Genomic DNA, 14,798 nt, shown 5'->3' on the forward strand with positions numbered 1-14,798 from the left:
CCGTGGGGGGGCTTTTTATTTTCCCGGCCCGGGCTTTTGGTCGGAGCGCGCGGGCGCGCGACCCGCACCCCACCGGTTCGCGAGCAAGCTCGCTCCTACAGGCAGGCCCCACCTCCTCTGCGATTTTTGACGCTGGCTTCCCTGAGGAACTGGCGATGAGTTTTCACGGCAAGGATTTGCGCAGCGGACGTTTCTCGATTCCAGGGCAGGTCTACTTTGTTACCACGGTCACTCATCAGCGCGAGCTGCTATTCCGGGATTGGAGTGCGTGCTGCGCAGCCGCCCGAGGACTCCACAACGAGGCGCACGCCGATCTCCTCGCCTGGGTATTGATGCCAGATCATTTTCACTGCCTGGTCCAGCTCGAAAACGACTCATTGAGTGACTTCATGCGGCGGCTGAAATCTCTTACCGCAATCTCGCTCAACAAAGCACTGAAGCGCACGGGCAAAGTCTGGCAATCGGGCTATCACGACCACGCTCTACGCCGTGACGAAGACCTGAAAGCCGCAGCCCGCTATCTGGTCGCCAATCCCTTGCGCGCAGGACTGGTCAAATCACTTCGTGATTATCCCTTCTGGAACGCTGTCTGGTTGTAACGCATAGCCTGTAGGAGCGAGCTTGCTCGCGAACCCAGGCTTCGCAGCGGGAGCTGTTCGCGAGCAAGCTCGCTCCTACAGAAAAGCAAAAGCAGTTCGGCGCTACGGATCGAGAGCCCCGGCACTCCAGGTGCTCGAAGGCGCTGTGCCGGTAAACTTGCCCGCGATAGCCCCCTGGGGAATCAGCCGGTCACGGTAACGGGTGGCGAACAATCCACTCTGCGGCGCCCGCAGGATGTGCTCACTGCTTGTGTCGCCAGGGCGCGAAACGATGCGCGCAAAGCGCTCGCCCGCCTCGATGTACTCGCCCAACTCACGCTCGAACACCAGCACGCCGGCAGCCGGTGCAAACACGGTTTCCATGAACCCCATGGGCGTAGCGACGCCCTTCCAGTCCGGCAATGGCCCGGCATCGGTGACCACGCCACGGGCGCCGAGGAAGCGGTACAGGCCATCGGCATCCTGCTGCGCCAGCGCGTCGCTGACGTCGCCCTGGCCACGCAGCTCGACGGTCGCCACCAGGCGCCCGGCGAAGCGCTGCTCGGCCAGCCACGGGGCGATCACTACCTCTTCGAACGCGCCGTCGCCATCGCCTTCCCAGATGATCGCCAGCTTCGCGTGCAGCGCGGCGGCAAGGTCCTGCGCGGCCGGCCAGAAGCACTCGTGGATGTAGACGTACTGCAACGCCTCGTCGTCGGTGTGCAGGTCGAGCACGATGTCCGCCGGCGCGGCCAGTTCGGCCAGGCGCTTCTGCCACTGCGTGAGGTTGTCCAGGGTGCCGCTGGCGGCAGCCGAGGCGATGAAGCCACGATTGAAATTGCGCGAGGTCGCGTCGTGGTTTCGACCGAGAATCCGTCCCTGGCGGAACTGCCCGATACCGATGGGATTGGCCTGCGGCACAAGCGTCACGCTGCCATTGAGCACGCCGCGCTCGGCGGCATCGCGCAGGCGCGGCAGCAGCTGGTGAAGCACCAGCATCCCGGCTATTTCATCGGCGTGCACGCCAGCCTGCAAGTGCACCTTTGGCCCCGGCCTGCCGCCGTCGATACGCCACGCACGTACGCGCAGCTCGGCACCGGAATCACCGGGTACGGCAAAGGATACGTCCTCGATCATCTGTGCTCTCTCCTCTGTCTGGTCTCTGTCTGCGCTCTATCCAAAAGGCCCGTGGAAATCTTCTTCGTCGCCTCCTAGTATCGAAACCGTTCGCCGCGTACCGGCACCACGCAACACAGGACGCCCGCCCTTGGATATCCCCCGCCAGAAAGCCCAGCGCGCCACACCCGAGGAACGCCGCGATCACCTCGTGCGCGCCTGCCTCAAGTGCCTGGTCGCAGATGGTCACGCGGGCATCTCGGTGCGCCGCATCGCCAAGGAAGCCGGCGTCGCCGTGGGCCTGGTGAACCACCACTTCGGCAGCATCGACGCGCTGGTCGCCCAGGCCTACGAAACCCTCGCCAGCGAGGTCACCCAGGCGCTCTACCAACAGGTCGATGCGGTCGGCAACGACCCTGCCGCGCGCATGGAAGCCTTCCTCACCGGCTCCTTCTCACCCCAGGTGCTGGACCCGGATCTGCTCAGCCCCTGGGTAGTGTTCTGGAGCCTGATCCGCCACTCGCCGCCGGTGAACGAAGCGCACGAGCGCGGCTACCACAGCTACCTCGCCATCCTGGAAAACCTCATCAGCCAGCTCGCCAGCGCCGAGGGGTTCCGCGTGGCGCGCCCGCGCCTCGCCGCCATCGGCCTCTCCGCCATGCTCGACGGACTGTGGCTGGAGTGGTGCCTGAACCCGACCAACTTCAGCGCCGCCGACGGCCTCGAACTCAGCCGCTGCTGGGTGGAAGGGCTCCGCCGCGGCGCCTACGCCTGAGGTTTGGCGACGATCTGCTGCGCGTCGGCTGGATGTCGTTGAGCGCCGCCCGCCTGATCCAGCTCTAGCTAGCTCGCAAGATCGTAAGGCGAACTATGCATTATCAAACTGCCGTCCTTGCCCTGCGTTTGCCCAACCATGATCGCTGCGCCGGCTTCTGCACCTCGCGGCGAACCGGCGTGGCGCGCTCCAGCACGGCGAACAGCGCCTCGATGATGAAGGTCAGGCAGACGTAGATCGCCGCCACCAGCAGCAGCGGCTCATACACCTGGAAGGTCTGCGCGCGTACCACGTTGGCCGCGCCGAGCAGGTCAACCACGGCGATGGTGGAGGCCAGTGCGGTGGACTTGAGGAGCATCACGCTCTCCCCCGCCAGGGTCGGCAGCAGCAGGCGGATCGCCCGCGGCAGCCACACGCGATAGAGCACCAGCGTGCGGTTCATGCCGAATGCCGAAGCGGCCTCCAACTCACCGCGCGGCACGGCCTTCAGGCCGCCGCGAACCACCTCGCCGACGTAGGCGCCGACCGAGAGGATCAGTGCGATCACGATGTACCAGAGGCCATCGCGCAAATACGGCCAGAGAAAGCTGCCGCGGATCAGCGGGAACTGCGCGAACAAGCTGCCCAGGCCGTAGTAGAAGATGTAGATCTGCACCAGCAGTGGCGTGCCGCGAATCACGCTGGTGTACGCCAGCGCCAGGCGCGAGACGAGGAAGTTGCGCGACATCCGCGCCAATGCCACAGCCAGTGCGAGCACGAAGCCCAGCGTGGCGGAAATCAGCAGGATCACCAGGGTGGTGCCCAGGCCCTTGAGCAACAGGGCACCGTAGACGAATAGCCAGTGTTCGTTCATCGCCGCGCCTCGCTCAGACCGCCGGAATCCAGCGGCGGAAGCGCCGCTCCAGGTAGCCCGCGAACAGGTTGGAAAGCACGGTGAGCACGTAATACAGCGCCGCCGCGGTGAGGTAGAAGGTCAGGTAGTGACGGGTCGAGCCGGCAGCCTGCTTGGCGGTGTAGAGCAGCTCGTTGGTGCCCACCACGCTGATCAGCGCACTGTCCTTGATCAGGTTGACCCACAGGTTGGCCATGCCGGCCAGCGCGTTGGGCGCCATCATCGGCAACGTCACCCGGCGGAACAGACCGAAGCCGTGCATGCCGTAGGCGCGCGCCGCCTCGATCTGGCCATAGGGAATCGATTGAATCGCGCCACGGAAGATTTCCGAGGCGTAGGCGCCCTGCACCAGGCCGAGCACGACGATGGCCACCATCATGCCGTTGAGCTTCACCTGGCCGTAGCCCAGCCACTCGAAGAACTGGTTCAGGCCCATGGAGCCGACGTAGAACAGCAGCAGGATCAGCAGCAGTTCCGGCACCGCCCGGCACAGTGTGGTGTAGCCGCGCGCGAGCATCGCCAGTGGGCGCGGTCCGCCGATCTTGGCGCTGGCCGCGGCCAGGCCGATCAGCAGGCCGACGAGGAAGGCGCCGACGGAAATCTGCAGGGTGACCAGCAGCCCCTTGAGCAGGGCCGGGCCCCAGCCGGTAGGGCCGAAGCCGATCAGGTCGAAGATGCTTTGCATGGCCGTCTCCAGGATAGGAGGCTCAGGGTCAACCCCGTGCCCGCAGCGGGCACGGGTCCAGCTCACACCGGGATCACTGCTTGGGCGCGACACTCATGCCGAAGTACTTGTCCGACAGCGCTTTGTAGTCATCGCTGGCGAGCAGCTTGCCGATGGCCTCGTCCATCTTCGCCTTCAGCTCCGTATCGCCCTTGCGCAGACCGGCGCCGACGCCACGGCCGAACAGTGGGTCGTACTTCACCTCGCCCTTGTTGACGATGCCGGCCGCCTGGGCGTCCGGCGATTTGACGAAGGACGCCACGGCAATGCCATCAGCCATCATCAGGTCGATGCGCCCGGCAACCAGGTCGGCGTTCACCGAGTCCTGGGTGTCGTAGTAGCGCACGTCGGCGATCTTCTCGTAGTACTTCTTCAGGTAGTTGGAGCTGACGGTGGATATCTGCACGCCGATAGCCTTGCCCTTCAGACCCTCGGGGCTGATCTGCACATCCACCGCCTGGGGCGCGGCGACGGCCACCGGGGTGTCGTAGTAGGGGCGACTGAAGGCGATCTGCTTCTCGCGCTCGTCGGTGATCGACAGGGAGTTGAAGATCACGTCGATCTTCTTCGCCAGCAGCGCCGGGATGATGCCGTCCCAGGCCACTTCGTCGATCTCGCAGGTCGCCTTCATCTCGGCGCAGACCTTGTGGATCAGGTCCGGCTCGAAGCCGACCCAGCTGCCATCGGGCTGCTTCTGCGAGAACGGCGGATAGGGTTCGGCGGCCAGGGCGAAGCGGATCGTCTCGGCCTGGGCGCTCGCCACGCCGGCCACCAGCATCGCTGCACCCACCATCAGATTGCACAGACCTTTCTTGTTCATCGTGATCCCCTGCATTGTTTTATTTAGTGTTGGGTCACGCTCATCGATGCGCCGACAGCGCGGCATCGGTCAGCGATTCTGGTGCGCGTTGACGAACTGCCGGCAGCGCTCGCTGCGCGGCCGCGAGAAGACCTCCTCAGCGGTGCCCTCTTCCTCGATCAGCCCCTTGTGCAGGAACGCCACATGGCTGGAAACGTCGCGGGCGAAGGCCATTTCGTGGGTAACCAGGATCATGGTGCGCCCCTCCTCTGCCAGCGAGCGGATCACCTTCAGCACTTCGCCCACCAGCTCCGGGTCCAGCGCCGAGGTCGGCTCGTCGAACAACATCACTTTCGGCCGCACGGCCAGCGCACGAGCAATGGCCACGCGCTGCTGCTGGCCGCCGGAAAGGAACGCCGGGTACTCATGGCGCTTCTCGGCCAGGCCGACGCGCTCCAGCAGCGCCTCGGCGCGTTCGCGGGCCTCGGCCTTGCTCTCGTGGAGGACGAAGGTCGGTGCCTCGATCAGGTTCTCCAGCACGGTGCGGTGCGGCCACAGGTTGAAGCTCTGGAACACCATGCCCAGCTGCGAGCGAATGCGCGTGAGCTGCTTCTGGTCGGCGACCTGCGGCTCGCCATGGCGGTTCTGGGTCAGGCCGATGGTCTCGCCGTTGACGGTGACCGAACCCTGGTTGGGAATCTCCAGCATGTTGATGCAGCGCAGCAGGGTGCTCTTGCCCGAGCCGCTGGCGCCGATCAGCGAGATCACCTCGCCCTCGCACGCCGACAGCGAAACGCCCTTGAGCACTTCGAAGTCGCCGAAGCGCTTGTGGATATCGCGCACCTCGATCACCGGCTTAGTGGCGGGCTGCTCCTGTAGGAGCGAGCTTGCTCGCGAACCAGCCGCAGCGTCAGAAACATCAAGAGCGTTCGCGAGCAAGCTCGCTCCTACAGTTGATTCGGCACTTGCGGGAAGCGATTCGACGAAGCGGATGATCCGCGCGCAGGCCTCCGCCATGCTCTCGTCGCTCAGCCCGAATGACAGCCGCACGAAACCCTGCGCCTGCGGGCCGAAGGCCGCCGCATCGAGCACCGAGACGCCGGTGGCATGGAACAGCTGCCAGGAAAAATCCAGCGAGCTGAGCCCGGTCTCACGCACATCCACCAGGACGAACATCCCGGCTTCCGGCGACAGCACCTTCACCCGCGGGCAGTCGCTCAGCGCAGCGACCACCAGGTCACGGCGGCGGCGGTAGATTTCGCGCATCGCCGACACCACTTCATCGTGGCGCTCCACCGCCGCGAGCGCGGCCTCCTGCACAAAGCCCGGCAGGCCGTAGAACATGTTCAGCGCGAGGTTTTCCAGGTGCCCGACCAGCGTCGGGTTGGCGACTATCCAGCCCGTGCGCCAGCCAGTCATGGCGTGGGATTTCGACAGGCTGCCGATGCTCAGGGTGCGCTCGGCCATGCCCGGTAATGCGGCGAAGCTCTGGTGCTCGCGCTCGAACGTCAGCCCCTCGTAGACCTCGTCCACCACCACCCAGAGGTCGTGTGCCTCGGCCAACGCGGCAATGGCCAGCAGCTCGTCGCGGCTGAGCACCACGCCGGTGGGGTTGCTCGGGTTGGCCAGGAAGATCGCCTTGGTGCGCGGAGTGATCGCCGCGGCGATATCGGCGGCCAGCGGGCGGAAGCCATTCTCCGGGCGGGTCGGAACGCCGACCAGCACGGCACCGGTGGCTTTCAGCGTGGCTTCGTAGGTGACGTAGACGGGGTCGAAGGTGATGACTTCGTCGCCCTTCTCCAGCAGGCACATGGCGGCGGCGAACAAACCGTTCTGCGCGCCGGCGACAACGATGATGTTCTCGGCGGCCACCTTTTGGCCGAATCGTCGTTCATGCAGGGCGGCAATCGCCTGGCGCAGCGCGGGCTTGCCGGCCACGTCGCTGTAATGCGTGTCGCCGTCGCGCAACGCGGAAATGGCGGCATCGGTGATGAAGTCCGGGGTTGCGAAATCCGGGTCGCCGACGCTGAGCACGATCACGTCGCGGCCGGCGCGCTGGGCGGCGATGGCGGCGTAGTGAATGTCCCAGGCGGCAACGCCGGGTCCGACCATCCTGTCCACAAGCGACGAATAACGCATGCAAGGGCCTCATCCGAATGACGGAATGTCCTGCGAAGGGTCCGCAGGAGCGTGGGGCCACCATAGCCAAGGATGAACGAGTGTTCAACAGCGATTCGCGACAAGTCCTACGTCGTTTTCAGATAGTTCATCCATCTTCCCGCCCACCTTCGGGTGCTTCATGTCGCATGTTCGCCCGACCAACGGAAACCCGACATCCACTTAACGCCTTCTTAACGAACTTCCCAGTAGCGTTCTCTTACTCCCTGACAGAGCCGGCACGGCCTTTGGAACACCACATGGAAACGCCCTTCCTCCCCTTCTCCCGCCCCAGCATTGGCGAGGAGGAGATCCAGGCAGTCAACGAAGTCCTGCGCTCGGGCTGGATCACCACCGGGCCGAAGAACGCCGAACTGGAGCAACGCTTCGCCGAGTCGATCGGCTGCCGCCACGCCGTGGCGCTGTCTTCCGCCACCGGCGGCATGCACCTGGCGCTGATGGCCCTGGGCATCGGCCCGGGCGACGAAGTGATCACTCCGTCGCAGACCTGGGTATCCACCGTCAACATGATCAGCCTGCTGGGCGCCACGCCGGTGTTCGTCGATGTCGACCGCGACACCCTGATGACCGACGCCGCCCGTATCGAAGCCGCGATCACCCCGCGCACCCGCGCCATCATCCCTGTGCACTACGCCGGCGCCGCCTGCGACATGGACCCGATCGATGAGCTCGCCCTGCGCCACGGTATCGCCGTGATCGAGGACGCCGCCCACGCCGCCGGTACTCTTTACCGCGGCCGCCCGGTGGGCCAGCGCGGCACCGCGATCTTCTCCTTCCACGCGATCAAGAACCTCACCTGCGCCGAGGGTGGCATGTTCGTCACCGATGACGAGGCCCTCGCCAACCGCGTGCGCACCCTGAAATTCCACGGCCTGGGCGTCGACGCCTACGACCGCCTGACCCACGGCCGCAAGCCGCAGGCGCAGGTGGTGGAGCCGGGCTTCAAGTACAACCTGACCGACATCAACGCGGCCATCGCCCTCGCCCAATTGCCCCGGCTCGAAGCGATCAACGCCCGCCGCGCCGAGCTGGCCAAGGCCTATGCCGAGCGCCTGGCGCATCTGCCTGCAGAGCCGCTGGCGCTGCCGGACTACCCGCAACACCACGCCTGGCACCTGTACATCCTGCGCATCGACCAGGAGCGCTGCGGCATCGACCGCGACGCCTTCATGCAGGGCCTGCAACAGCGCGGCATCGGCACCGGCATCCACTTCATCGGCAGTCACCTGCACAGCTACTACCGCCAGCGCTATCCGCGCGTGCAACTGCCGAACACCGAATGGAACTCCTCGCGGATCGTCTCCATCCCGCTGTTCCCCGATATGACCCAGGCCGACCAGGACCGCGTGGTCGACGCCATCGAAACCCTGCTTCGGTAACGCCACCGTGAAACCCTATCCGATCCACCGCGTGTCCATCGTCATCCCGGTGTACAACGAAGAGGCCAGCCTGCCCGAGCTGCTGCGCCGCACCACCTCCGCCTGCGAACAGCTGGGCCGCGACTACGAGATCGTGCTGATCGACGACGGCAGCCGCGACAGCTCCGCCGAGCTGTTGCAGGAAGCCGCCGAGGCGCCCGGCAGTCACGTGGTGGCGGTGATCCTCAACCGCAACTATGGCCAGCACGCCGCGATCATGGCCGGCTTCGAGCAGTGCCAGGGCGACCTGGTGATCACCCTCGACGCTGACCTGCAGAACCCCCCGGAAGAAATCCCGCGCCTGGTGGCCGAAGCCGCCAAGGGCTACGACGTGGTCGGCAGCGTGCGCCAGCAACGCCAGGACTCCGCCCTGCGCCGCTGGCCGTCGAAGCTGATCAACCTCGCGGTGCAGCGCTCCACCGGCGTGGCGATGAACGACTACGGCTGCATGCTGCGCGCCTACCGCACGAGCATCGTCAAGGCGATGCTCGCCTGCCGCGAGCGCAGCACCTTCATCCCGATCCTGGCCAACAGCTTCGCCCGCCACACCAGCGAGATCCTCGTCGCCCACGCCGAGCGCGAGCACGGCGAGTCGAAGTACGACTTCCTGCGCCTGATCAACCTGATGTTCGACCTGGTCACCTGCATGACCACCTCGCCGCTGCGCCTGCTGTCCTTCGTCGGCGGCGGCATGGCGGTGGCCGGCTTCGCCTTCGCGCTGATGCTGCTGGTGCTGCGCCTGCTGTTCGGCGCCGCCTGGGCCGGTCACGGGGTGTTCGTGCTGTTCGCCGTGCTGTTCATGTTCACCGGCGTGCAGCTGGTCGGCATGGGCCTGCTCGGCGAGTACCTGGGGCGCATGTACAACGACGTGCGCGCCCGTCCCCGCTTCTTCATCGAGCGCATCGTCCGCGCTGATGCATCGCGCCCGCAGATTTCCTCTTCTTCCCCTTCCTTCGAGTCCATCCAGCCATGACCCAGCAGACCATCGTCTTCGCCTACCACGACTTCGGCTGCGCCGGCATCGAGGCACTGCTCGCCGCCGGTTACCAGATCGACGCCGTCTTCACCCACGCCGACGATCCCAAGGAAAACCGCTTCTACGGCTCGGTCGCGCAGCTCTGCGCGCGCCTGGGCATCCCGGTGCATGCACCGGAAGACGTCAACCACCCGCTGTGGGTCGCGCGCATTCGCGAGCTGCAGCCGCAGTACATCTTCTCTTTCTACTACCGCCACCTGCTCAGCGAAGAGCTGCTGGCCTGCGCCACCAAAGGCGCCTACAACCTGCACGGTTCGCTGCTGCCGCGCTACCGTGGCCGCGCCCCGGCCAACTGGGTGCTGGTCAACGGCGAAACCGAGACCGGCGTGACCCTGCACCGCATGGTCAAACGCGCCGATGCCGGCGGCATCCTCGCCCAGCAGAGCGTCGTCATCGGCGCCGACGACACCGCCCTGGTGCTGCACGGCAAGCTGCGCGAGGCCACCCGCGAGCTGCTCGCCTCCGCCCTGCCGCGCCTGGCCCGTGGTGAGCTGCAGGAAGTCGCCCAGGACGAATCCCGCGCCAGCTATTTCGGTCGCCGCACCCCGGCGGACGGCCTGATCGACTGGAAGCGCCCGGCCCGCGAACTGCACAACCTGGTCCGCGCCGTGACCCAGCCCTATCCGGGCGCCTTTGCCCCGGTGGGTGATCGCAAGCTGATCGTCTGGAGTTCGCGCGTCGCCGCCGGCAACAACGGCATGGCACCCGGTTCGGTCCTGTCGGTCGACCCGCTGCGCATCGCCTGCGGCGAAGACTCGCTGGAAATCCTCTCCGGCCAGCAGAACGACAGCGGCCTGTTCCTCGCCGGCCCGCAACTGGCCCGCGAGATGGGCCTGGTGGATGGCTCGCGTCTGCACGGCGCAGTCGGCAAACCCAAGCGCAAGACCCGCGTGCTGATCCTTGGCGTCAACGGTTTCATCGGCAACCACCTCTCCGAGCGCCTGCTGCGCGACGGCAACTACGAGGTCTACGGCCTGGACATCGGCTCCGACGCCATCGAACGCCTGAAGGGCAACCCGGACTTCCACTTCGTCGAAGGCGACATCAGCATCCACACCGAGTGGATCGAATACCACATCAAGAAATGCGACGTGGTCCTGCCGCTGGTGGCCATCGCCACGCCCATCGAATACACCCGCAACCCGCTGCGCGTGTTTGAGCTGGACTTCGAGGAAAACCTCAAGCTGGTCCGCTACTGCGTGAAGTACAACAAGCGCGTGATCTTCCCCTCCACTTCGGAGGTGTACGGCATGTGCACCGACGCCAACTTCGACGAGGACAAGTCCAACCTCATCGTCGGCCCGATCAACAAGCAACGCTGGATCTACTCGGTCTCCAAGCAACTGCTCGACCGCGTCATCTGGGCCTACGGCCAGAAGGGCCTGAAGTTCACCCTGTTCCGCCCCTTCAACTGGATGGGCCCGCGCCTGGACCGCCTGGACTCGGCCCGTATCGGCAGCTCCCGCGCCATCACCCAGCTGATCCTGCACCTGGTGGAAGGTACCCCGATCCGCCTGGTCGACGGCGGCGAGCAAAAGCGCTGCTTCACCGACGTGGACGACGGCATCGAGGCGCTGGCGCGCATCATCGACAACGAGGGTAGCCGCTGCGACGGGCAGATCGTCAACATCGGCAACCCGGACAACGAAGCCAGCATCCGCCAGTTGGGCGAAGAGCTGCTGCGCCAGTTCGAGGCCCACCCGCTGCGCGACCAGTTCCCGCCCTTCGCCGGCTTCCGCGAAGTGGAGAGCCGCAGCTTCTATGGCGACGGCTACCAGGACGTGTCGCACCGCAAGCCGAGCATCGAGAACGCCCGGCGCCTGCTGAACTGGCAGCCAAGCGTGGAGCTCTCCGCCACCATCGGCAAGACCCTGGACTTCTTCCTCCGTGAAGCCTTGGCCGAGCGCTCCGGCGCCCAACCCCACGCCTTTCCGCTGAAGAAAAGCATCGCCTGATGAGAGCGGGCCTGCGCATCGACGTCGACACCTACCGTGGCACCCGTGATGGCGTGCCGCGGTTGCTGGACATGCTCGAGGAAGCCGACGTCAAGGCGACCTTCTTCTTCAGCGTCGGCCCCGACAATATGGGCCGGCACCTGTGGCGCCTGATCCGCCCGCAGTTCCTGTGGAAGATGCTGCGCTCCAACGCCGCCGGGCTATACGGCTGGGACATCCTGCTGGCCGGCACCGCCTGGCCGGGCAAGCCGATCGGCCGCGACCTGGGCCACCTGATGCGACGCGCCCAGGATGCCGGCCATGAAGTTGGCCTGCATGCCTGGGACCACCACGGCTGGCAGGCCAATGCCGGCCGCTGGAGCGTGCAGCAACTGGAGCAACAGATTCGCCGTGGCGTGGACACCCTCGCTGACATCCTCGGCAACCCGGTGGAGTGTTCGGCGGTGGCCGGCTGGCGTGCCGACGAACGCACCGTGGAAGCCAAGGAGCGCTTCGGCTTTCGCTACAACAGCGATTGCCGGGGCTGCTCTCTGTTCCGCCCGCGCCTGGCCGACGGCCGCGCTGGCACCCCGCAGATCCCGGTGGACATGCCCACCTTCGACGAAGTCGTCGGCCCACAAGTGGCTCCATCCGCCTTCAACGACTACATCCTTTCCCGCTTCGACATGGACGCCTTGAACGTGTACACCATTCACGCCGAGGTCGAAGGCATTCTCATGGCTCACGACTTCCGCCGCTTGCTGGCCCAGGCACGGGCCGGCGGCATCCGTTTCGTCCCGCTGGGCCGATTGCTGCCGGACGATCCGACCACCCTGCCCATCGCCAGCCTGGTACGCGGCGAACTGGCCGGCCGCGAAGGCTGGCTGGGGGTGCAGCGCGCATGAACCGCCTGGCCTACCCGACGCTGCTCGCCGCTTTCGTGCTGTGCATTCTGCTGCCGATGGCTTTCCACGGCCTGTGGATTCCCGACGAGTCGCGCAATGCGCAGATCAGCCAGGCCATGCTGCAGAGCGGCGACTGGGTTTCCCCGCACCTGCTCGGCCTGCGCTACTTCGAGAAGCCCACCGGCGGCTACTGGCTGATCGCAGCCAGCCAGGCGGTGTTCGGCCAGAACCTGTTCGGCGTGCGCTTCGCCTCGGCGCTGGTCACCGCGCTGAGTACCCTGCTGGTACTGCTGGTCGCCCACCGGCTGTGGAATGACCCACGCCGCACCTGGGCCGCGGGCGTGCTGTACCTGAGCTTCGGGCTGATCGCCGGGCAGGCCGGTTACGCCAACCTCGACCCGCAATTCACCCTGTGTGTGAACCTCAGCCTCGGCGCCCTGTGGTTCGCCTTCGACGCCAGAACCGCGCGCGGTCGCTTCGCTGCCTGGAGCCTGCTGGGCGCGGCCTGTGCCTTAGGCTTCATGACCAAGGGCTTCCTCGCCTTCCTGCTGCCGGTCCTCGTCGGCCTGCCCTACGCCGTGCTGCAGAAACGCGTCGGCGAGCTGCTGCGCTACGGCCCGCTCGCGGTGCTGGTCGCCGCGCTGGTCGCCGCCCCCTGGGCGCTGCTGATCAATGCCCGCGAACCGGAGTTCTGGGACTTCTTCTTCTGGCACGAGCACATCCGCCGCTTCGCCGCTGACGACGCCCAGCACGGCCGGCCGATCTGGTTCTTCGTGCCGCTGCTGTTCGCCAGTGCGCTGCCCTGGGCGGTGCTGATCTTCCCGGCCCTACGCAACGGGATGAAAGGCTGGCGCGACTCGAAGCTGCTGTTCCTTCTGCTGTGGTTCGTCATGCCCTTCCTGTTCTTCAGCCTGGCCAAGGGCAAGCTGCCGACCTACATCATGCCGTGCTTCGCTCCGCTCGCCCTGCTGATGGCCGACGCCCTCGGCCGTGCGCTGCAGCAGCGCAAGCTGATCACCCTGAAACTCAACGGCGCGCTCAACCTGCTGCTGGGCAGCAGCGCCCTGGCCGGCCTGCTGTTCATGCAGGCCCGCCACCCGCAGTACCACGACGAACTGCCCAGCATCCTGATGATCACCCTGGTCTGCATCGCCTGGCTGCTTGCCGGCCTGCTGCAACTGCTGCGGCCCAGTCGCTTCTGGGCAGCCCCGGCCTTCGCTGCCTGGCTGCTGGTGGCCCTGGTGCCCAATGCGATGCCGAACAAGATGGTCAACAGCAAGATGCCCGACCAGTTCATCGCCGAGCACCTCGACCAGCTCAAGGGCGCCCGCAGCCTGCTGAGCAATGACCTGGGCGCCGCCACCGCGCTGGCCTGGCGCACCCAGCGCAGCGACATCACGTTGTTCAACACCGAAGGCGAGCTGAAGTTCGGCCTGGGCTATCCCGAAGGCCAGGGGCGCAGCATCCCCCCCGAAAGTATCCATGCCTGGGTCGACCGCGCCCGCGCCGAGGGCTCCATCGGCGTGATCATGCGGGTCAACAGCGCCAGCGATGAAGCCGAACTGGCGATGCTGCCCAGCGACGCCATCAGCTACCGGCAGAACCACCTGGTGGTCCTGCTGATTCCGCAGGCCGCGCCATGACCGCCCTGCTGCTGGCCTGCGTATGCCTGCTTACCTGCCTGGGCCAACTGGCGCAGAAATTCGCCGTGGAAAGCTGGCGCGATGCGCCGGCCGGCATCGCGGCGAAACTCCTTTCGCCCTGGCTGCTGCTCGCCATCGCCTGCCTGGGCGGCGGCCTGCTGCTCTGGTTGCTGGTCCTGCAGCGCCTGGAAGTAGGCGTCGCCTACCCGATGCTGAGCCTGAACTTCGTGCTGGTGACGCTGCTGGCGAGCCGCCTGTTCGGCGAGCGCATCGATGCCCGCCACTGGTTCGGCGTGGCACTGATCGTTGGCGGCGTCGCCCTGCTGGGGATGCACTCATGAAACGCGGCATCGCTTTCGCCCTGGGCAGCATGCTGCTGGTGAGCAGTGCGCAGCTGGGCATGCGCTGGAGCATGACGCGCCTGCCCTCGCACTGGCCATTCGACCTGGCACAGCTCGACATCCCTGCCCTGCTGGCCCTGGCCGGCGCGGTGCTGGCCTACGCGCTGTCGATGCTCTGCTGGCTGCTGGCCCTCAAACACCTGCCGCTGAGCCGCGCCTATTCCTGGCTGAGCCTGAGCTACGCCCTCGTCTACCTCGGCGCCGCCGTACTGCCCGGCCTCGGCGAGCCCCTGAGCCTGCCGCGCACCCTGGGCGTTGCCCTGGTAATCGCCGGCGTGATCGCGATCAACGCGCCACGCCGCCATGACAGAACAACCGTCATCAAACCCAGCGACGCTCGCTCCGAGCACGCGCAGTTCGACTGACCTCAATCCCGCTTCAAGTCCCTTTTCGGGAGAG

The 14,798-nt window shown here is 66.2% G+C and carries 14 protein-coding genes; 9 read left to right on the forward strand and 5 right to left on the reverse strand.

Annotation, left to right across the window (positions count from 1 at the left end):
* The first annotated feature begins 155 nt into the window (after positions 1 to 155).
* A complete protein-coding gene (locus tag ACNFH5_RS10285; RefSeq protein ID WP_416746432.1) occupies positions 156 to 599 on the forward strand; it encodes an REP-associated tyrosine transposase in 444 nt (147 codons plus the stop codon).
* A gap of 102 nt (positions 600 to 701) precedes the next feature.
* On the opposite strand, the gene ACNFH5_RS10290 is transcribed toward ACNFH5_RS10285, so the two are convergent.
* Positions 702 to 1,715: a succinylglutamate desuccinylase/aspartoacylase domain-containing protein gene (locus ACNFH5_RS10290; RefSeq protein WP_416745673.1), complete on the reverse strand. Its 1,014-nt coding sequence runs from the start codon at positions 1,713 to 1,715 to the stop codon at positions 702 to 704.
* A gap of 130 nt (positions 1,716 to 1,845) precedes the next feature.
* Here ACNFH5_RS10290 and ACNFH5_RS10295 point away from each other — a divergent pair, with 130 nt between their 5' ends.
* Positions 1,846 to 2,469, forward strand: a complete 624-nt coding sequence (locus tag ACNFH5_RS10295) for a TetR/AcrR family transcriptional regulator (protein WP_416745675.1) — start codon at positions 1,846 to 1,848, stop codon at positions 2,467 to 2,469.
* Positions 2,470 to 2,572: 103 nt separating this feature from the next.
* On the opposite strand, the gene ACNFH5_RS10300 is transcribed toward ACNFH5_RS10295, so the two are convergent.
* The 4 genes from ACNFH5_RS10300 to ACNFH5_RS10315 form a co-directional block, all read right to left on the reverse strand.
* Positions 2,573 to 3,322, reverse strand: coding sequence for an ABC transporter permease (locus ACNFH5_RS10300; protein ID WP_416745678.1), 750 nt, complete (start codon positions 3,320 to 3,322; stop codon positions 2,573 to 2,575).
* A 13-nt stretch (positions 3,323 to 3,335) separates the two neighbouring features.
* Positions 3,336 to 4,046, reverse strand: coding sequence for an ABC transporter permease (locus tag ACNFH5_RS10305; RefSeq protein ID WP_015475765.1), 711 nt, complete (start codon positions 4,044 to 4,046; stop codon positions 3,336 to 3,338).
* Between the two features lie 73 nt (positions 4,047 to 4,119).
* The gene (locus tag ACNFH5_RS10310; protein WP_416745680.1) at positions 4,120 to 4,905 is read right to left on the reverse strand and encodes a transporter substrate-binding domain-containing protein; all 786 of its coding nucleotides are present in this window, start codon (positions 4,903 to 4,905) and stop codon (positions 4,120 to 4,122) included.
* Positions 4,906 to 4,974: 69 nt separating this feature from the next.
* The gene (locus ACNFH5_RS10315; RefSeq protein WP_416745682.1) at positions 4,975 to 7,023 is read right to left on the reverse strand and encodes an aminotransferase class I/II-fold pyridoxal phosphate-dependent enzyme; all 2,049 of its coding nucleotides are present in this window, start codon (positions 7,021 to 7,023) and stop codon (positions 4,975 to 4,977) included.
* Between the two features lie 278 nt (positions 7,024 to 7,301).
* Between ACNFH5_RS10315 and arnB the strand changes: the two genes are divergently transcribed.
* The 7 genes from arnB to arnF are packed head-to-tail and all read left to right on the forward strand — an operon-like array spanning position 7,302 to position 14,764.
* A complete protein-coding gene (gene arnB / locus ACNFH5_RS10320; RefSeq protein ID WP_416745684.1) occupies positions 7,302 to 8,441 on the forward strand; it encodes a UDP-4-amino-4-deoxy-L-arabinose aminotransferase in 1,140 nt (379 codons plus the stop codon).
* A gap of 7 nt (positions 8,442 to 8,448) precedes the next feature.
* Positions 8,449 to 9,453, forward strand: coding sequence for an undecaprenyl-phosphate 4-deoxy-4-formamido-L-arabinose transferase (gene arnC, locus ACNFH5_RS10325; protein ID WP_416745686.1), 1,005 nt, complete (start codon positions 8,449 to 8,451; stop codon positions 9,451 to 9,453).
* Positions 9,450 to 11,471: a bifunctional UDP-4-amino-4-deoxy-L-arabinose formyltransferase/UDP-glucuronic acid oxidase ArnA gene (gene arnA / locus ACNFH5_RS10330; protein ID WP_416745688.1), complete on the forward strand. Its 2,022-nt coding sequence runs from the start codon at positions 9,450 to 9,452 to the stop codon at positions 11,469 to 11,471. Before arnC ends, arnA begins: the two co-directional genes overlap by 4 nt.
* Positions 11,468 to 12,355 (forward strand): 4-deoxy-4-formamido-L-arabinose-phosphoundecaprenol deformylase, encoded by an 888-nt coding sequence (arnD, locus tag ACNFH5_RS10335; protein ID WP_416746434.1) that lies wholly within the window; start codon positions 11,468 to 11,470, stop codon positions 12,353 to 12,355. Before arnA ends, arnD begins: the two co-directional genes overlap by 4 nt.
* Positions 12,352 to 13,998 (forward strand): lipid IV(A) 4-amino-4-deoxy-L-arabinosyltransferase, encoded by a 1,647-nt coding sequence (gene arnT, locus ACNFH5_RS10340; RefSeq protein WP_416745690.1) that lies wholly within the window; start codon positions 12,352 to 12,354, stop codon positions 13,996 to 13,998. The genes arnD and arnT overlap by 4 nt, the downstream gene beginning before the upstream one ends.
* On the forward strand, positions 13,995 to 14,339 hold the full coding sequence (gene arnE, locus ACNFH5_RS10345; RefSeq protein ID WP_017516757.1) for a 4-amino-4-deoxy-L-arabinose-phosphoundecaprenol flippase subunit ArnE: 345 nt from the start codon (positions 13,995 to 13,997) through the stop codon (positions 14,337 to 14,339). Before arnT ends, arnE begins: the two co-directional genes overlap by 4 nt.
* Complete coding sequence (gene arnF, locus ACNFH5_RS10350; RefSeq protein WP_416745692.1) at positions 14,336 to 14,764, forward strand: 4-amino-4-deoxy-L-arabinose-phosphoundecaprenol flippase subunit ArnF; 429 nt, start codon at positions 14,336 to 14,338, stop codon at positions 14,762 to 14,764. The genes arnE and arnF overlap by 4 nt, the downstream gene beginning before the upstream one ends.
* Positions 14,765 to 14,798: the final 34 nt, after the last annotated feature.

This window comes from Pseudomonas sp. NY15435 (assembly GCF_048068295.1).
In the GTDB taxonomy this organism is placed as follows: Bacteria; Pseudomonadota; Gammaproteobacteria; order Pseudomonadales; family Pseudomonadaceae; genus Pseudomonas.

Bases quoted from the DNA above. Each gene is read 5' to 3' on its own strand.
- ACNFH5_RS10290 (WP_416745673.1), bottom strand. From the start codon at position 1,715: ATGATCGAGGACGTATCCTTTGCCGTACCCGGTGATTCCGGTGCCGAG.
- arnT (WP_416745690.1), top strand. From the start codon at position 12,352: ATGAACCGCCTGGCCTACCCGACGCTGCTCGCCGCTTTCGTGCTGTGC.
- ACNFH5_RS10300 (WP_416745678.1), bottom strand. From the start codon at position 3,322: ATGAACGAACACTGGCTATTCGTCTACGGTGCCCTGTTGCTCAAGGGC.
- ACNFH5_RS10305 (WP_015475765.1), bottom strand. From the start codon at position 4,046: ATGCAAAGCATCTTCGACCTGATCGGCTTCGGCCCTACCGGCTGGGGC.
- arnF (WP_416745692.1), top strand. From the start codon at position 14,336: ATGAAACGCGGCATCGCTTTCGCCCTGGGCAGCATGCTGCTGGTGAGC.
- ACNFH5_RS10285 (WP_416746432.1), top strand. From the start codon at position 156: ATGAGTTTTCACGGCAAGGATTTGCGCAGCGGACGTTTCTCGATTCCA.
- arnA (WP_416745688.1), top strand. From the start codon at position 9,450: ATGACCCAGCAGACCATCGTCTTCGCCTACCACGACTTCGGCTGCGCC.
- ACNFH5_RS10310 (WP_416745680.1), bottom strand. From the start codon at position 4,905: ATGAACAAGAAAGGTCTGTGCAATCTGATGGTGGGTGCAGCGATGCTG.
- arnB (WP_416745684.1), top strand. From the start codon at position 7,302: ATGGAAACGCCCTTCCTCCCCTTCTCCCGCCCCAGCATTGGCGAGGAG.
- ACNFH5_RS10315 (WP_416745682.1), bottom strand. From the start codon at position 7,023: ATGCGTTATTCGTCGCTTGTGGACAGGATGGTCGGACCCGGCGTTGCC.
- arnE (WP_017516757.1), top strand. From the start codon at position 13,995: ATGACCGCCCTGCTGCTGGCCTGCGTATGCCTGCTTACCTGCCTGGGC.